The following is a 17,472-nucleotide window of genomic DNA, read 5'->3' as shown; positions in this document are numbered from 1 at the left end:
TCCTCCCCCTTGGTAATTTCTAACAATGATGGCGATACACGTAAAAAAACCCATACCTTAATGGCGCTTTCAAAAATGAAAGTGCCAAAAAGTATGAGTCTCCGAATCTCCATCATAGTTAACTTGTTAAGTGTATTCTATTATTCTGTGAAAACGTTGTCAACGAAGTTATTCTGGGTTATTTTTCCAAACAAAGATGCGATCTATAGCGAACGGTCATGTAATCGTATACGCTGGAAGTATGATATGTCTGTCTCTGTGGGAGGCAGGCTAAGAAAATTTTCCGCAAAAACGCGGTCGCACCTCTTCGAAAAAGCCTCGATAGAGGTTTTCTTATGTATACTTTATTCATAAAAATACATTTTTTCCAAATATAAGGATATCTTTATATTAGCTCATCTGTATGAGGGGGGTTAAGCAAAGATGTAAATGACACTCTTTTTTGCACAAGTAAAAATGAAGGAGGCTTTGTTTGATGCATTTGATGAGAAAAGCAGGAGTTTTGGTAGTGCTGTCGCTTATCTTAATTTTTTCTATATTTCCGCAGTCTTCACACGCCATGACACCGTGGACTCCTAACACCGTATACAAGTTAGGAGACATGGTTACATACCAAGGGCAAGATTATAAATGTACATTTGCTCATACATCGCTTGTCGGATGGGAACCACCCAACGTACCGACACTGTGGCAACTGCAAGGTCCCTCTGCTCCCGATACCATTCCACCTACGTCCCCCACAAATCTTAGTGAAGTAGGGATATCAAGTAGTTCGGTCAGCTTATCTTGGTCAGCTTCTACGGATAACATAGCTGTTCAGGAGTATCTCGTCTACAACGGAGATACACTCGCTGGTACATCGAGTACAACTTCCTATACCGTGACTGGGCTTCTAGCAAATACGACATATTCATTCACGATACAGGCAAAAGATGCCGCAGGCAATGTATCCCCACCCAGCGCCTCGATAACCGTAACAACTTTATCTAAATCCCCAAATGAACCGGTATCCAAACGAGTTTTGATCGGCTACTGGCATAATTTTGACAATGGTTCTACGGTACTCAAGCTAAGAGATGTCTCAGATAAATACGATGTAATCAATGTTGCGTTCGCAGAACCAGTCGGTGGCGATCATGCGACAATGGGATTCGTGCCGTTCAATGCATCGATTGAGGAATTTAAGTCGGATATCGCCTTCTTAAAATCAAAAGGGAAGAAGGTCCTCATCTCGATTGGCGGAGCGAATGGTACAGTAGAGCTGACGACGGAAGCTGCCAAACAAAATTTTATAACCTCGATGACCTCGATCATTCAAACGTATGGTTTTGATGGTATGGATATTGATCTGGAAGGGAGCTCCCTGTCGCTAAATGCGGGGGACACTGATTTTAGAAATCCGACAACGCCGAAAATTATAAACTTAATTTCAGCGACTCAGACGATCACAAATACATTTGGTCCATCCTTCATTTTGACGATGGCGCCAGAGACGGCTTATGTCCAAGGAGGTTACGCTTCCTATGGTGGGCCGTGGGGCGCTTATCTGCCTGTGATTCATGCCCTTCGCGATCGAATGAATTATATCCACGTCCAACACTATAATTCCGGAGCGTTAGAAGCATTAGATGGTCGTACGTATCAACAAGGAACGGCTGATTTCCAAGTAGCGATGGCAGAAATGTTATTGAAGGGATTCCCTATCGGTCGTAATCCTAACAACATGTTTCCGGCCTTGAGGGAAAACCAAGTCGCAATCGGGCTACCTTCTGCTCCAAGTGCTGCCGGGGGAGGCTATACGTCTCCTGCCGATATCCAGAAAGCCCTTCAATACTTGGTAAAAGGCACGTCTTTTGGAGGAACTTACAAACTCCAAAATCCAGCTGGATATCCGCAGTTCCAAGGAGTTATGACCTGGTCTATCAACTGGGATGCAAAAAATAACTATTCGTTTGCCAATCATGTTCGCACTTCGCTTGATTCACTGAGCCAGTAATGACGGAATCTTCATGCAAAAAGAGAGTGACCCAGAATTTAACCAGCGGGGCAAGCAGAATGCTAGGTTGCACGTCTGGCGTTTCCGCATTCAAAAACTCGAGTTCCTTAGCGTACAGGGACTCGAGTTTTTATTTTATCCCAATCTTTGGTTGAAGGGTTCACCATTTACGGAGTTACTCGACCGAAACCTCAACCGACATCAACAAATGGGCAAAGGGGAAGCTTATTTTTTAGTCCTATACAAAATCAGGATAAACTGGTGCACATCGACATATAATCGCTTAAAATAAGTGTACCAACCAATAAGGAGGCTATTTACATGAGAAACGGAATGAAGAAAAGCCCACAAACTTATAAGGGTGGAACACTTTCGCTACTATCATGATGTAAATAGTGTCCCCCTTGTAAGTGTTTTGAAAAAAACACGAAAAAAGGGGTAAATCATGAGATTCCCAGTCAAAAAATTTCTCTCCTACTACAAACCGTATGTCATGGTGTTTCTGTCGGTATTGGCATGTACCTTTGTTGTATCTGCTTTGACTTTGGTGTTTCCTTTGCTAGTTCGGTATGTGACGAAGGATATCCTCGAAGGAGATTTGTCCACGGCGCTACAGGAAGTGTACGGGATGGGTGGACTGATGCTTGTTCTTGTCATCGTCCAAAACATCGCTAACTTCTATGCAGACTATAAAGGACATGAGATAGGAGCTCGTATGGAGCGGGATATGCGCAGTGAGCTATTCGCTCATATGCAGAAGCTCTCGTTTCGTTTTTATGATAAGGAAAAGACCGGTAAGCTCATGTCGCGTTTGACGAACGATCTGTATATGCTTGCGGAGCTATATCATCACGGTCCAGAAGACTACTTGAAATACTTCATTCGATTTGTTGGGGCATTTGTGATTTTATTTATGATCAATGCTCCGCTAACGATGGCTGTATTTTGTTTCTTGCCGATCTTAATGCTTTTCTCTGTGTATTTTAACAAGATGCTGAACAGAGCATTAACAAGGAATAAAGAAAGAATCGCAGACGTTAACGCGCAGGTAGAGGATAGTTTGTCAGGAATTCGTGTGGTCAAATCGTTTGCGAACGAGCACGTGGAAATCGAGAAGTTTAACCGGGAAAATAATCGTTTCCTGGAAAGCCGTAAGAATACCTACAAAGCGGAAGCGTATTTTTACAATAGCGTTGAAACGATTATTCAGTGTATCACGATAACGGTGATCATTTTTGGCAGTGCCAACATCGTCAACCAAACCTTGGACTTGGCAGATTTGATCACTTTTTTATTGTATATCAACTTCATGATGGAGCCGATTCAGCGCCTGACCCAGATGAGCACACTGCTGCAAGAAGGAATAACGGGCTTTCAGCGTTTTATGGAATTGATGGCCGTGAAGCCGGATATCGAAAACAAACGGGATGCGCTGGCTATATCAGAGGTGCTTGGTGAAGTTGAGTTCCAGCAGGTTTCGTTCCGTTATGAAGAGCAGTTGGACGATATTTTTGTAAACCTGTCGATGACGGTACATCCCGGAGAGTACGTAGCATTAGTGGGACCATCAGGTGCGGGAAAAACGACGTTATGTTCGCTGGTTCCCCGTTTTTATGATGTGACAGGTGGAGACGTATACCTCGACGGGATCAATGTGCGTGATATCGACCTACAGTCGTTACGAGATAAAATCGGAATCGTCCAACAAGATGTCTACCTCTTTGCGGGAACCGTGATGGAAAACATCCGCTATGGAAAACCAGCAGCAAGCGACGAAGAAATCATCATGGCAGCCAAACAAGCGAATGCCCATGACTTTATCATGGGATTGCCAAATGGATACGACTCCGAGCTTGGACAACGAGGTGTCAATCTGTCTGGAGGGCAAAAGCAGCGCATAAGTATCGCCCGGGTATTCTTGAAGAATCCACCCGTTTTGATATTAGATGAAGCTACGAGCGCACTCGATAATGAGAGTGAAAGCATCGTCAAAGAATCATTAGAATCATTGGCAAAAGGACGTACAACCATTGTTATCGCCCATCGTCTTTCCACGATTCGCAATGCGGAGCGTATTATCGTATTAACCAAAGACGGTATTGCTGAGCAAGGCACACACAAGGAGCTGCTGGCACGCAATGGAGCGTACGCCCATCTCTATGCGAAGCAATTTGATAGGGTTGCTTCTCTGAACTAGAAGGAGAAGAAAAGAAAAGAGCTACTCTTTTAGGGTAGCTCTTTTTTCTTGGAACAAAACGAAATGAGAACTACGTAGCAAGCACAGCCTGCTTTTGAAACCCACTCATAATCCCAATCAGCATCTCTTTATCCATCTGTAATTCGCTCTGATCCACTTTTTGCAGTAGTTTCTTGGTGTTGTCATTCGGGAAAGAGATACTCCGCTTCCAATAGGAATGGAACAAGCTCATGGATGCATTGAAGGCTTTCTCTTCTTCGGTTAGCAGCTCGTTTGTTTCAAATGGAACAGGAACTAGATTCGGAAAATCCAAGACTTCTTTGATGCAATCGACCACCAATTGTTGGGTAGGTGGAACAGGGTTGGTAGCATGATAGATTTCCTTTTGTTCCCCATGAGTAAGTGCTGCGAGCAAGACAGAAGAGACATAGTCAACTGGAACGAGGTTCGAGTTCACGTCGACATCCACCAAGATCCGGTACTTTTGCTTGTCCCAGCCTTCTGTTCGCGATGCTCTTCTTTTCAGTACGCGAAGACCTTTTAATAATCCATACAAGCCAAAAGTGGTATCGGCTTCGCCCGTTTTGGAATCGCCGATAATGATCGACGGTCTGACAATGATGGTCTCCATTTTGTCGCTGTAGGAGAAGACGAGATGTTCCGCCAAGCATTTTGTCTCTTCGTAGTTGTTTACGAAGGAGCGTTCCGGGCTGTACAGCGCTTCTTTTCCTTCTGTTTCGGTGCCGATGGTGTAAGCCGTACTCACATAGATAAAGCGGGGGGAGCGAATGGCTTCTGCGAATTGTAATGTATTTTTTGTTCCCTCTACATTTACCTCGTACGTCTGCGGTTTCTGAGCGGGATCGAAGGACAGGTATGCGGCAATATGGTACATCGCATCTATTTTTTTGTTGAGCTGTCTCAAATCATTTTCAGAGACGCCCAAGTCTTTTTTCGAAACATCACCTAGTAAAATATGTACCCGTGTCCGGTGTTTTTCGGCAAAGCTATGCAACAAATCGCTTGCCTTCTTTTCATTTCGAGCGAGTAAGTAAAGGGTATGGCCTTCGTTTAATAGATCTTGGGAGAGTTTTTTTCCGAGAAAACCTGTTGCTCCGGTTACAAGGATATTCATATGGTTAACCAGCTCCGTATGTTTGTTAGGTAGGGAGTTGCTGAAATATCAATAATTCATTATATGATGAAAAATGCAGCTTTGACGAGTGCGGATGAAACAGTATCGTGAAAATACACTAAAAAACCCTCCAGAGCTGCTACTTTTTAGGTATCTGAATTTTGGGGTGATTAGTAAACTGTCGTGTTTGGGTGTAGTGAAGTTTCAGAGTGGTAGTAATAGGGGAAATATACTTTACATGAACTTGATGAAGGTCAGCACATTTATGGTGCTTTGCCGTCTATCCGTACGCCTTTAGTCGACCTGTGAGGCGGTGTTTGGGCTGTCAAAAACGGTTTGGTTCTGTTGCTCTCACAGCAGCTAGTTAACCTATTTTCATAAGAGAGGAGTCATCACAGATGATCAAAAAGATGTTTACCGGCTATAAAGCTTCGCTATCCAAGCAGATGCTGTTTTTTCTCGTCTTGCTTATCGTTGTTCCTTCTGTCGTTCTCAGCCTTTCCTTGACACAACTGGCACGCAACCAGTTAGAGCGCGAATTGTTGTCCCAAGTTGAATCGGTTACCACGATGATTACACAAGTACTCAATAACTCGTACCGGGATTATTCTGTTACGATCGATAGCTTTGCGGATGTTCAAGTTCCTCCGGGGCAAAATGCGGATACGTATATCTACGATCGTATCCACAACATAGAGAAAGACATCGACAATGTTTTGGCTGCGTTTATGTACTATGACAATCGATACTACAACTCTGCGAAAAAGGAAATTGATCCGACTACGCGAGATTGGTACAAGCAAGCGATTCAGCATAAAGGGCAGATCATTGTGACGCCCCCTTACATCGACGCAGTCAGTGGGAGCTACGTGATTACGTTTGCCAAGACGCTCTCGGGTGGTACAGGAGTAGCGGGTATCGACGTTTCTATCGATCACTTAAACGAGCTGGTAAAGACGTACAAGATCGGTGAAAAGGGATATGTCAGCCTGTTCGATCAGAACAACGTGACGATGTCGCATCCGCGATTCCCACAAGGCAAGCCGCTTGAAGACGAGCGCTTCCAAGTGATGCGTGATCAAGAGCAGGGTTCTTTTGAAATGGACGTTGACGAGCTTCGTGAATATTACCATTTCAACAAGCAAAATTCGCTCGGATTGAACGTCGTTTCCGTGATTGATTGGAGTGAAATCAAGCAAAAAACAGGGCCACTGTTACGGATGTCGTTCATGTTTATCGTGCTTTTGCTTGCCCTTATTGCCTTGTTTGTCTGGATCTTCATGAAAAGGACTGTGCGACCTATCCTGCAATTGAAGCAACTGACCGATTCGATCGCGCAGGGGGATTTGACAGTCAGGTCCATCGAGAGCGGAAGAATAGATGAGATTGGACAGCTGCAATCCAACTTCAATACGATGTCGCAATCGTTGTCCGATGTTCTGCGTCAAATTACCGATCATTCCGAGCAAATCTCTGCTTCCTCCCAGCATTTGTCTGCCAATTCGGAGGAGAACGTGCAAACGATTGAACAAGTGGCAGCCTCCATGCAAGAAATAGCGTCCATGTCTTCCGATATGAATCGGAGTATAGATACCGTGAAGCAATCGGCGACGCAAGCGCAACAGGAGCTGGATGATGCCATCCGCATTCTGCGTGAGAGCACGGAAATGTCGCAGCTCATCACAGGTTTGGCCAATACCGGAGAGGAGTCCCTCGGAGCGGCGAGACAACAGGTGAATATGATCGTGGAGCATTCCACTCGTTCAAAAGATGAGATGGAGGAGTTAAAAGGGGTTGCTGGAGAAATTAGCGGGGTGACGAATTTTATCCAGGATATCGCCTCTCAGACAAATTTACTTGCGTTGAATGCAGCTATTGAAGCGGCACGTGCCGGGCAAGAAGGCCGTGGATTCGCTGTCGTTGCTGATGAGGTACGCAAGCTGGCTGATCAGACAGGTTCTGCTGCTGAAAAGATCGACACTCTGATCGGCGAGGTTCAGAATCGCGTTCTGCACATGGTTAGACGTACGGAGGAGGGCGTGGATTCTGCTACAGCGGGAAGTGATTTGACACAATCGGTTGAGCAGCGTTTTACGGAAATGTATGAGGCCATTAACCGCATTGATGCGCACCTCGCGCAAGTAGCTCGCGTCAGCGAAGGGTTGATGCAATCAAATACATTGATGCTTGTGGCCTTTGGTGAATCGAGTGCCATGAGCCAAGCCACTGCACAAGAGGTCGACCAAGTCGCCGCAGCCAGTGAAGAACAGAATGCTTCAATGGAGGAAGTGGCGGCTTCGGCAGCGCATCTTGCCAACATTGCGGAAGAGTTGCAGTCATTGGTTCAGCGTTTTAAATTGGAACGCTAACAGTAGTTGTAGTGATGGAGAGAAAGAAGACCAACAGATGTTGGTCTTTTTTTGTCCAAGTTGATCGTAATAGTTACCTAAGTAACGTAAGCGTAACTTCTATTGAATTATCAACAAATGATCGATTTGGACGAGATTTCATGATTACGGTCAGTCCAATTAACGATACGATAAGCGCTTGTGCGGTAGCTTTCGCGTCTATACTCGAATCGAGTTCACCTGTTTGGATACCTCGCTCGATTGTTTCTTGAAAGATGACAGAGAGGTACATTTGGTGTTCCCTTGTCAAAATCTCAAATTTCTCATCATGAGGGGCAAGTTCGACCATGGTATTAATGCAAAAGCATCCGCGGCTGAGACCTTCCGAATAGTCCTCGTCGGCCACCTCTTTAAAAAAATGGCGAAACGCCTCTTTTACGGATGGATTGTTTTGAAGCTTCGTTCGTATCTCCGAAGCACGAGACATCGTGTATCTGCGTAGTGCGGCTTCGAACAATTCTTTTTTGTCCCCAAAGGTTGAGTAAATACTGGGGCGCTGGATACCCATTCGGGAAGTTAAATCACTTAATGAGGTAGCTTCATACCCCTTCTCCCAAAAGAGCTGCATAGCTGCATCGAGTACTTTTTCTTCGTCAAATTCGCGTGTTCTTGCCATAAAGAGTTCCTCTCATTACTCATGTATTCGAATCTATGTAACTGCCAGTGGATTTTTTGTACTGAACGGTAATTTATATTTTATTGGTTTTCATCTGCATTGTCAATTTTAGGACGGTTTATCCTACCGTAAAAAGAATGGTGTTGACAGAAAAAGAAATAGTGGGATATATTTACTGGGCACAATAACGTACCGATCGGTATGTTATTTTGTTCAAAACGTAAAATGAGAGGAGGTAAGGTGAAGACAGATGGAGGAAGTTAGCGAAAAAGTAGCGGCTAAAGCCGATAGGAAGGCAGATTCAGTGCAAGGCTCTCCCATGCCTCGCTATGTAACACTATTGTTTGCGGTTGCTTGCGGGATGTCGGTTGCGAATATCTACTTCGCGCAACCACTACTTGATCATTTGTCGATGGAGTTCGGAATTGATTATTCCATCATTGGGATTCTCATTACCCTTACGCAAATCTTTTATGCAGTAGGACTGTTGCTGCTTGTGCCACTTGGCGATCTATTGAATCAGCGTCGCTTGATTATCGGTCAGATGTTTTTATCTGTGGTAGCGCTGGTTATCGTAGGGACTGCCTCCACCAGCACAGTACTATTTGCAGGTATAGCTGCGGTAGGATTGCTTGCCGTTGTGACGCAGACAATTGTTGCATTTGCGGCGACAATGGCCGCCCCTGCTGAGCGAGGACGAGTGGTGGGAGTCGTTACAAGTGGAATCGTTATTGGCATACTTCTAGCGCGAACCATTGCAGGAGTTTTAACAGATCTTGCGGGATGGCGTGCCGTATATCTGGTCTCTGCTGCATTTCTATTGGGATTGGTTTGTGTATTATTTCGGGTATTGCCAAATAGGGAGCGGGAGGTAAAGCAGCTATCCTACTTCCAGTTGCTTGGATCGGTCCTGATGTTGTTCGCACAAGAACGGCTATTACGTATTCGTTCTGTTCTGGCTATGCTGATCTTTGCTGCCTTTAGTATTTTGTGGACGCCATTGGTACTGCCTCTGAGTGCGCCGCCATTATCTTTGTCGCATACGGCGATCGGGGCGTTTGGCCTCGTAGGAGTTGCCGGAGCGTTAGCTGCAGCAAGGGCAGGGAAGCTCGCAGATCGAGGTTACGGACAGAGAACGACGGGCTTTGCTTTGAGTCTATTGCTACTATCGTGGCTGCTAATCGGCTATTTAGAACAGTCGCTATTTGCCTTGGCGATAGGTATTGTTTTGCTTGATTTGGCGGTGCAGGCCGTACATGTTACGAATCAAAGTATGATCTTCACCTTGGGTGCAGAGGCGCGGAGTCGGCTCACGGCGGGGTATATGGTTTTCTATTCGATCGGCTCTTCTGCTGGCTCCATTGCCTCGACCTATACATATGCGCATTTTGGTTGGGAGGGAGTATGCTTGCTCGGAGCCTCTGTCAGTGCTTTGGCTCTGGTGTATTGGGCTGTGACCAGACGCGTTTCGGCTATCCCAAGGAAATAGAGCTACCAAAATAGTTCGAAGTGAAGATATATAAAATAAAACTATTTTGCTTTCAGAGCTGTTGATTGATACAAGTTTTGCAAAAGGAGAGATGGTCTGTGGAGATTGGGATTACTTCGTTTGTGGAAACGACGCCGGATGTTCAGACAGGTGAAGTGATGAGCCACGCACAGCGATTGCGTGAAGTTGTCGAGGAAATCGTCCTCGCTGATCAGGTCGGGCTTGATGTATTTGGCATAGGTGAACATCATCGCAAGGATTATGCGGCTTCTTCTCCAGCAATGGTGCTGTCTGCGGCTGCGCCACTGACAAAGAGGATTCGGCTGACAAGTGCTGTGACAGTGCTTTCTTCGGCTGATCCAGTACGTGTTTTTCAAGATTTTGCGACACTCGATGGCCTTTCAAATGGACGGGCAGAGATTATGGCGGGACGGGGTTCCTTTATCGAGTCTTTTCCCCTATTCGGCTATGACTTGAATGACTATGATGAACTGTTTGATGAACATTTGGAGCTGCTCCTTAAAATACAGGCGTCCGAAAAAGTAACCTGGAGGGGCGGTCATCGGCCAGCTATTCAGAATTTGGGCGTGTATCCACGGCCTGTTCAGAATCCTTTACCTATATGGATTGGCAGCGGAGGCAATCAGGAGTCTGTTGTTCGTGCAGGTCTGCTGGGATTGCCACTGATGCTAGCGATCATTGGTGGAAGTCCTCGGCAGTTTGCACCACTTGTGCAGCTTTATAAGAAGGTGGCCGTGCACGCTGGTCATGACGTATCGCGATTAACAGTTGGGTCCCATTCACTAGGATTTGTTGCGGAAGATACGGAACTAGCGGCAGATACATTTTTTCCTTCTACCCAAGCAGGAATGAATAAAATCGGAAGGGAGCGGGGCTGGGCGCATTATAACCGTGCTAGCTTTGATGCCGCACGCAGCTTCGAAGGAGCGTTGTATGTGGGTGATCCGGAGACGGTTGCTCAAAAGATCATTCACCTTCGCAAACAGGTAGGCATGACACGCTTTATGATGTATGTGCCGATATCTACGATGCCTCATGATCAGGTAATGAGAGCCATTGAGCTCTTGGGAACAGAGGTAGCGCCTCGGGTGCGAGAGGAAATAACCAAGTGGGAAGCAGAGACACAACAAGAATCAACATTTGCTTAAGGGAGGGATTCACGTGGATTTTCATCGTCGAGTACTGCCGGAATTAAGGCAAACATTAGCGCAATTCCCTGGTTTTCAACTCGAAGAAAATTTGGAGTCGAGCAGGGCCATGCTGAAAAATCCGCCTATTGTGAAGTCGGAGCATGTACGTACCACAAGTCGAATGATTCAAGGCGCAGCAGGAGAGATGCTAGCGAAAATATACGAGCCCGCCCAGCGAACAGGCAGTAAGCTTCCGGCCATGCTGTGGATTCACGGAGGAGGCTATGTGCTGGGGCACCCCGATATGGATGATGCTCTCTGCGAACGCTTCGTACAAGCGGCTAATTGTATCGTCGTATCGGTCGATTATCGTCTGGCTCCCGAACACCCCTATCCAGCTGCCATCCATGACTGTTACGCCGGGTTAACGTGGATGACAGACGAAGCTGAGTCACTCGGCATCGATTTGGATCGGGTTGCGATTGCTGGTGCAAGCGGGGGAGGGGGGCTGACCGCAGCACTTGCTTTAATGGCTCGCGACAAAGGTGGACCAGCCCTTATTTTCCAAATGCCGTTGTATCCAATGATCGACAACCGTAATCGTACAGCGTCGAGCTATGAAATTGAGGCTGAAAATGCAACCTGGAACCGGACAAACAATTTGGCAGCGTGGAGTATGTACCTGGGCGAAGGTACCGATGACAGTCAGCTATCCGCATATGCGGTGCCATCGAGAGCAGAAAGCTTGGCGGGGCTACCGCCGACCTATACGTGCGTAGGACAGCTCGATTTGTTCCGAGATGAGACGATCGAATATGTGACGCGACTTGCACAAGCGGGCGTAGACGTGGAATTTCATCTGTATCCCGGCTGCTACCACTGCTTTGAAGTGTTTGTCCCCGAAGCAGAAGTGAGCCAGCGTGCCAGCCAAAGCTATGTGGATGCGATGGCAAGAGCGCTTAATTCTAAATAATCGTGGAGACAAAAAGCACAACAACCGATCGAGGGAAATCTCGGCGATTGTTGTGCTTTTCTATCGTGTAACCTAGTTTAGAAGAAAATGTTTTTTCAGTAATATATATTTGGTTATATTTTTCTTAAACATATCGATTTACAAATTGTTTATAAAGTGAATATAATAATTAACGTTAGTGAAATTTATTTTACAAATAAACAAACAATTCGGAAGTGAAGCACAACGTAAGAAAAAGGAATAATCTTACTAACGATTAGGAATGCTTTCTATGATGGCTTTCCTAAAATACCGCCAACAGCAGAGAGGAAGAGGAATCTTACGTGGAAAACAAAGAACTGAAGAGAGGCCTGGAAGCCCGTCATATTCAGATGATTGCTTTGGGCGGTACGATTGGTGTTGGGCTATTTATGGGGTCTGCCAGCACGATCAAATGGACAGGACCATCTGTCATGCTAGCTTATGCAATTGTAGGAATTTTTATTTTTTTCATCATGCGTGCAATGGGTGAAATGTTGTATATGGAACCGAGTACGGGTTCATTCGCGACTTTTGGGCATAAGTATATCCATCCGTTAGCAGGTTATATGACGGCTTGGAGTAACTGGTTCCAGTGGGTCATTGTCGGGATGGCAGAGATCATCGCCGTTGGGCAGTATATGCAGTATTGGTTCCCGGATTTACCGCCTTGGATTCCAGGCATAATTGCCATGGTGATTCTCGGTGCAGCAAACCTGGTCTCGGTAAAATCATTTGGTGAATTTGAGTTTTGGTTTGCCATGATCAAAATTGTAACGATCGTTTTGATGATTATTGCAGGGTTTGGATTGATTTTCTTTGGCATTGGAAATGGTGGAAACGCAATCGGATTATCGAATCTGTGGGAGAATGGCGGATTCTTTACGGGCGGTTGGACAGGCTTTTTCTTTGCCCTTTCCTTGGTGATTGGGGCGTATCAAGGTGTCGAGCTCATCGGGATTACCGCAGGGGAAGCAAAAGACCCGAGAAAAACATTAACGAGTGCGATCCAAAGCATTATCTGGCGTATTTTGATTTTCTATATCGGTGCGATCTTTGTTATTGTAACCGTTTACCCTTGGGATCAATTACAGGCAATCGGCAGTCCGTTCGTTGCTACTTTTGCGAAGATTGGTATTACCGCTGCTGCAGGTATCATTAACTTTGTGGTGATCACTGCTGCTATGTCTGGCTGTAATAGTGGGATCTATAGTGCAGGGCGTATGCTGTATACCTTAGGTGTTAATGGCCAAGCCCCGAAAGTTTTTACGAAGCTGTCTTCGAATGGTGTGCCGTTGTTAGGTACGATTGGTGTGCTGATCGGTCTGGGCATTGGCGTTATCTTAAGCTATATCGCCCCAGAAAATCTCTTCGTTTATGTGTATAGTGCGAGTGTGCTACCTGGTATGGTACCGTGGTTTGTCATTTTGATCAGTCAAATCAGATTCCGAAAAGCAAAGGGTGCTGAAATGGACAACCATCCATTCAAAATGCCTTTTGCCCCAGTGAGCAACTATTTGACTATTGCTTTTCTCATCATGGTACTCATTGGTATGTGGATCAATGATGACACACGCGTTTCCCTGATTGCCGGAATTGTCTTCTTGGCGATTGTGGTCATCAGCTTCTTTGCACTAGGAATTAGCAAGGCCGTACCACTGGACGAGCAATCAAATAAGAAATAACGAAAGGGACCAACATTTGTTGGTCCTTTTTTTTGTTCATCAAATCGCCTTTGTACGGCATACCTACTTCGTTTATCATTAGGATGACTGGACTGGTTAACCGTCTTCGGCTGCCAATGTCCGGGCTCGTCAATGGGTAGACTAAAGCGGGATACTCATTCATGATCTGAGAAAAAAGGAGCATAAGAATGAAACAACGCAACTATACACCGATTATCGTTATTCTCACCATAGCGATTAACACGCTGATCGCCATCTTGTACTTCATGCCGAAGAACAATGATTTCAGCCATCTCGATCTGACGTTTCTGCCGTTTTTTAATGCGGTCATGAACAGTTTTACCTTTGTATTTCTGGTTGCCGCACTCGTTTCCATCCTGAAGTTCAAAAACATGAAGATGCATCGAGGATATATTTTTGCAGCCTTCTCGACAACAGCTCTCTTCTTGGTTTCGTATGTGATCTACCACGGAATGGCACCTAGCACTTCCTACGGGGGAGAGGGAATTCTGCGGCCGATCTATTACTTCATTTTGATTACACATATTCTGTTGTCGGCGCTTATCGTGCCTTTTGCGCTGATTACGACTGCACGTGGACTCAACATGAAGGTGGAAAAACATAAAAAAATCGCCCGCTGGACGATGCCGATGTGGCTGTATGTCAGTGCGACGGGTGTCATTGTTTACATCATGATTTCTCCGTACTATTAATCAAAAAAAGAGCATTAGCTGCTGAAGGCTAACGCTCTTTTTTTATGGCCGAAGCCTTTATATTTTCGTTTCACGTTTCTTAAACCAGCGTTTGGGCAGGAAATAAATGAGCCCGGAGACGACAAGAAAAGCAGTTAAAATGGAGATAATCTCTAACACAGTCACATAGTTAAGGTCTTCCCATTCGCCCACATGCAGTCCGTAGAAGAAATCTAAAATGGGATCTTGTTTCAAGGCTGTGATGTGCCCTTCTGAAGAAACAGTCAGCCGCAGAATAGGTTCTCTGCTGACGTAGACTTTGAAAGAGTCACCTGATTTTGCGATCGATCTGATCTCAGCCCAAGAATATTCCCCAGTTTCTACTAACTTCTCCCCCACATAGGCAATGGTTAGCTCTTCTGGTTTTGCGGGTACCTCGATCATTGTGGTTTTCAAGTCTGTGGCTTTTTCCTGATACCAAGGAACATTTAACAGGAGAAAACCAGTAATGGCCCACATCAGTAAGAAAAGGCTAACGATGAGTCCGATGTAGCGGTGGAAGTTACGGTTCCACTTCTTAAATAGCATGCAGGGTTACTCCTCTCGATGACGTTCTTGATGATTATATAAACTTTGTTGATAAAAGGAGATGGCTCACATGAGCTATTTTCCTTGAACAATTCGTGAATCAGAACGTAGTGCAGTTACCAGTCCCATTGGCTTTGTTTTATTCCAAGATTTTCAGCGAGTATGGAAGCGATCGGTTGCTTGATGGGGGCAAGTGAATTTGCCGTGCAGCTGGATTCTGGCTGATAATTCAATTCCTGCGCTTTTTTCATATCAGCTTCGGCTAGATTGTTCGTTTTGTTAGCTTGCTCATAACAGGGCGGTGAAATATACGTCTTGTTTGTGTGCTCCAATATGATACGTGTATCGGGGGAAGGGCTAGCCTCAACAGGAATGGAAAGCATGCCTGTTACTGCGACTACTGCACCAATGCCAATAAGAAGTCCTCGCTTCATCATATTCACTCCATCTATTTAATAAAGGATTGTCCAAATGAGCCGATTTATTGTAACACCATATCTCCAAGACAGTAATGGCTCATTATAGCTATTTACATGGAAAAACCACCGCCTCCAATCGGGGACGGTGGTTGGTTATTCATTAAGAAATCTCTTTGCCGTTTTCATCGACTCCCAGAGCTTGTTGTGCCATGATCTTGAACTCTTCCAGCCCTGATTTCAACGCAAAGGTGGCAAGAATGACGGGATACACGGATGTCATTTCTGCAATGTGCTCATGCATGCGCGGCCATACACGGCCTCCTGCTTTTTCGTAGCGTTTGATGAAATCATCCAAGCCTGAATCCCCAAACAACATGTAAAAGACCGTAAAGTCCGTCGCCGGATCAGCTACTTCGGCCTCCGTCCAATCCAGGAGCCCCGTTACCTTTCCGTTTTCATCAACCAGGATATGCCCCGGATGGAGGTCACCATGCACGAGAACGGAGTGAGCAGGCCAGAATGTATCATCCGCAAGCCATTTTTGCCAACGATCCCATAGCGCTCGAGAAACGCCAAAGACGCGTTTGACTTCATTCATTTTTTCTCGAAGGCTTGCTCGTGCTTCGCTAGGCTGCTTGACGCGGATACCAGCATCTCGAGCAAGATCATGATGAATACCGTGTAACTCGACCAATGCTTCTGCCCATGTTTGTAAGCACAGCTCAGGTAGAGATTCAGGGTTCAAATACCACTCATAATTTTTTGTTTCCATATTGATCGTTGCCATCGGTGTGCCACTTAGGATCGGATAAGCGATGAATTCAGAGGTGTGAACCTGCCAATCCGGTACTTCTACACGTAGATGTTTTGCCACGAGATCTAACACCTTTTTCTCGTAACGAGCTGTCTCCACGACATCGTCACGGCGCGGTTGGCGCAATACCCATGGAACGCCATCTATCGTACTTGCAAAAATCGCAAGGAAATCTAAGCCGGATTCATTCACCTTCACGGTAGTTGGGTCTACAAGGATTCCGTTGTTTTTCGCGATGGCGAGCATTTGCTCTACATTGTTTTTAGACATAATAAAAACACCTCATTCATGAATAGTTACAATCAATCAAACACAAATAAACTCATCCCATTCCGAGTTTTGAAAATGGCTGAGCCGACTTGGGGTCTTGTCGATTTTAACGAAGTCTCATGAATGCGATGCCCATTGCAATGTCCATCATTGTACCCTCCTATAATTGAAAACAAAGATAGTGTACCATGGAATCTAACGAATAGCGACGAGGAGATAAGCGATGATGAAATTGATATCTTGGAATGTAAATGGACTTCGCGCATGCGTAAACAAAGGGTTTTACGAGTACTTCAAAGAAGCGAATGCCGATATAGTTTGCTTGCAGGAAACGAAGCTGCAGGAAGGTCAAATCGAGATGGAGATCGGCGAGGAGTATCATCGATATTGGAACTACGCAGAGAAAAAGGGTTATTCCGGAACGGCTATTTTTACAAAAATGGAACCACTCTCTGTTCGTTATGGGCTGGAAGAAAACCATGAGCCTGAGGGCCGCGTGATTACTTTGGAGTTTCAGGATTTCTATTTGGTCACGGTCTACACCCCGAATGCGAAGCGTGATTTGTCGAGATTAGATTATCGGCTGGAATGGGAGGATCGGTTTCGGAACTACTTATTGCAGCTGGATGCGAAGAAGCCCGTGGTGGTTTGTGGGGATCTGAATGTCGCCCATCAAGAGATTGATTTGAAGAATGCGAAGTCGAATCGCAATAATTCTGGCTTTACTCCTGAAGAGCGTGAGAAGATGACGAGTTTGCTGGCAGCTGGATTTGTGGATACCTATCGATATTTTTATCCGGATCAGACAGATGCATATACGTGGTGGTCTTTTATGCCAAAAGTAAGAGAGCGGAATATCGGATGGCGTATTGATTATTTTCTCGCGTCTGAGAGGCTAGCTCCATCGTTGCTCGGGGCGGGAATTGACTCACAGGTGATGGGAAGCGATCATTGTCCGGTCATGTTGGAGTTAGGCAATTTCGAATAAAGAGTAGGAGGCAGGGAAGGATAGGAGTAAGTA

At 45.5% G+C, this 17,472-nt stretch carries 14 protein-coding genes; 9 read left to right on the top strand and 5 right to left on the bottom strand.

The annotated features are described in order from the left end of the window. Positions 1–475 precede the first annotated feature (475 nt). Both HPY28_RS27190 and HPY28_RS27185 read left to right on the top strand, forming a co-directional pair. The gene (locus HPY28_RS27190) at positions 476–1,996 is read left to right on the top strand and encodes a chitinase (protein ID WP_069852761.1); all 1,521 of its coding nucleotides are present in this window, start codon (positions 476–478) and stop codon (positions 1,994–1,996) included. Positions 1,997–2,441: 445 nt separating this feature from the next. Then, positions 2,442–4,193 carry an ABC transporter ATP-binding protein gene (locus HPY28_RS27185; protein ID WP_017247091.1) on the top strand — a complete coding sequence of 584 codons (1,752 nt, stop codon included), beginning with the start codon at positions 2,442–2,444 and terminating at the stop codon, positions 4,191–4,193. 70 nt (positions 4,194–4,263) lie between these two features. Here the strand turns inward: HPY28_RS27185 and HPY28_RS27180 are convergent, their stop codons facing one another. Next, a complete protein-coding gene (locus HPY28_RS27180) occupies positions 4,264–5,328 on the bottom strand; it encodes an SDR family oxidoreductase (RefSeq protein ID WP_174226465.1) in 1,065 nt (354 codons plus the stop codon). A 398-nt stretch (positions 5,329–5,726) separates the two neighbouring features. Here HPY28_RS27180 and HPY28_RS27175 point away from each other — a divergent pair, with 398 nt between their 5' ends. Beyond that, entirely contained in the window at positions 5,727–7,697 is a 1,971-nt protein-coding gene (locus tag HPY28_RS27175; protein WP_174231786.1) for a methyl-accepting chemotaxis protein, read from the top strand. Positions 7,698–7,770: 73 nt separating this feature from the next. On the opposite strand, the gene HPY28_RS27170 is transcribed toward HPY28_RS27175, so the two are convergent. Next, the gene (locus tag HPY28_RS27170; protein ID WP_174226467.1) at positions 7,771–8,352 is read right to left on the bottom strand and encodes a TetR/AcrR family transcriptional regulator; all 582 of its coding nucleotides are present in this window, start codon (positions 8,350–8,352) and stop codon (positions 7,771–7,773) included. A gap of 250 nt (positions 8,353–8,602) precedes the next feature. Between HPY28_RS27170 and HPY28_RS27165 the strand changes: the two genes are divergently transcribed. From HPY28_RS27165 to HPY28_RS27145, 5 genes are all read left to right on the top strand, one after another. Next, entirely contained in the window at positions 8,603–9,841 is a 1,239-nt protein-coding gene (locus tag HPY28_RS27165; protein ID WP_174231785.1) for an MFS transporter, read from the top strand. Between the two features lie 98 nt (positions 9,842–9,939). Continuing rightward, complete coding sequence (locus HPY28_RS27160; RefSeq protein ID WP_174231784.1) at positions 9,940–11,010, top strand: LLM class flavin-dependent oxidoreductase; 1,071 nt, start codon at positions 9,940–9,942, stop codon at positions 11,008–11,010. Between the two features lie 13 nt (positions 11,011–11,023). After that, positions 11,024–11,965 carry an alpha/beta hydrolase gene (locus HPY28_RS27155; RefSeq protein WP_174226469.1) on the top strand — a complete coding sequence of 314 codons (942 nt, stop codon included), beginning with the start codon at positions 11,024–11,026 and terminating at the stop codon, positions 11,963–11,965. A gap of 323 nt (positions 11,966–12,288) precedes the next feature. Beyond that, a complete protein-coding gene (locus tag HPY28_RS27150; RefSeq protein WP_017247098.1) occupies positions 12,289–13,668 on the top strand; it encodes an amino acid permease in 1,380 nt (459 codons plus the stop codon). Positions 13,669–13,856: 188 nt separating this feature from the next. Beyond that, complete coding sequence (locus tag HPY28_RS27145) at positions 13,857–14,381, top strand: DUF420 domain-containing protein (protein ID WP_017247099.1); 525 nt, start codon at positions 13,857–13,859, stop codon at positions 14,379–14,381. A 57-nt stretch (positions 14,382–14,438) separates the two neighbouring features. On the opposite strand, the gene HPY28_RS27140 is transcribed toward HPY28_RS27145, so the two are convergent. The 3 genes from HPY28_RS27140 to mphJ form a co-directional block, all read right to left on the bottom strand. After that, complete coding sequence (locus HPY28_RS27140; RefSeq protein ID WP_017247100.1) at positions 14,439–14,948, bottom strand: PepSY-associated TM helix domain-containing protein; 510 nt, start codon at positions 14,946–14,948, stop codon at positions 14,439–14,441. Positions 14,949–15,064: 116 nt separating this feature from the next. Then, entirely contained in the window at positions 15,065–15,385 is a 321-nt protein-coding gene (locus HPY28_RS27135; RefSeq protein ID WP_254613213.1) for a hypothetical protein, read from the bottom strand. 142 nt (positions 15,386–15,527) lie between these two features. Further along, positions 15,528–16,451 carry a macrolide 2'-phosphotransferase MphJ gene (gene mphJ, locus HPY28_RS27130; protein WP_174231783.1) on the bottom strand — a complete coding sequence of 308 codons (924 nt, stop codon included), beginning with the start codon at positions 16,449–16,451 and terminating at the stop codon, positions 15,528–15,530. Between the two features lie 226 nt (positions 16,452–16,677). On the opposite strand from mphJ, the gene HPY28_RS27125 reads away from it, so the two are divergent. After that, positions 16,678–17,439: an exodeoxyribonuclease III gene (locus HPY28_RS27125; protein ID WP_174231789.1), complete on the top strand. Its 762-nt coding sequence runs from the start codon at positions 16,678–16,680 to the stop codon at positions 17,437–17,439. The last annotated feature ends 33 nt before the right edge of the window (positions 17,440–17,472 follow it).

Source organism: Brevibacillus sp. HB1.2 (genome assembly GCF_013332495.1).
Classification (GTDB): domain Bacteria; phylum Bacillota; class Bacilli; order Brevibacillales; family Brevibacillaceae; genus Brevibacillus; species Brevibacillus porteri.
The sequence above is the reverse complement of the archived record's forward strand: the minus strand, read 5'-3'. Positions and strand labels throughout refer to the sequence as shown.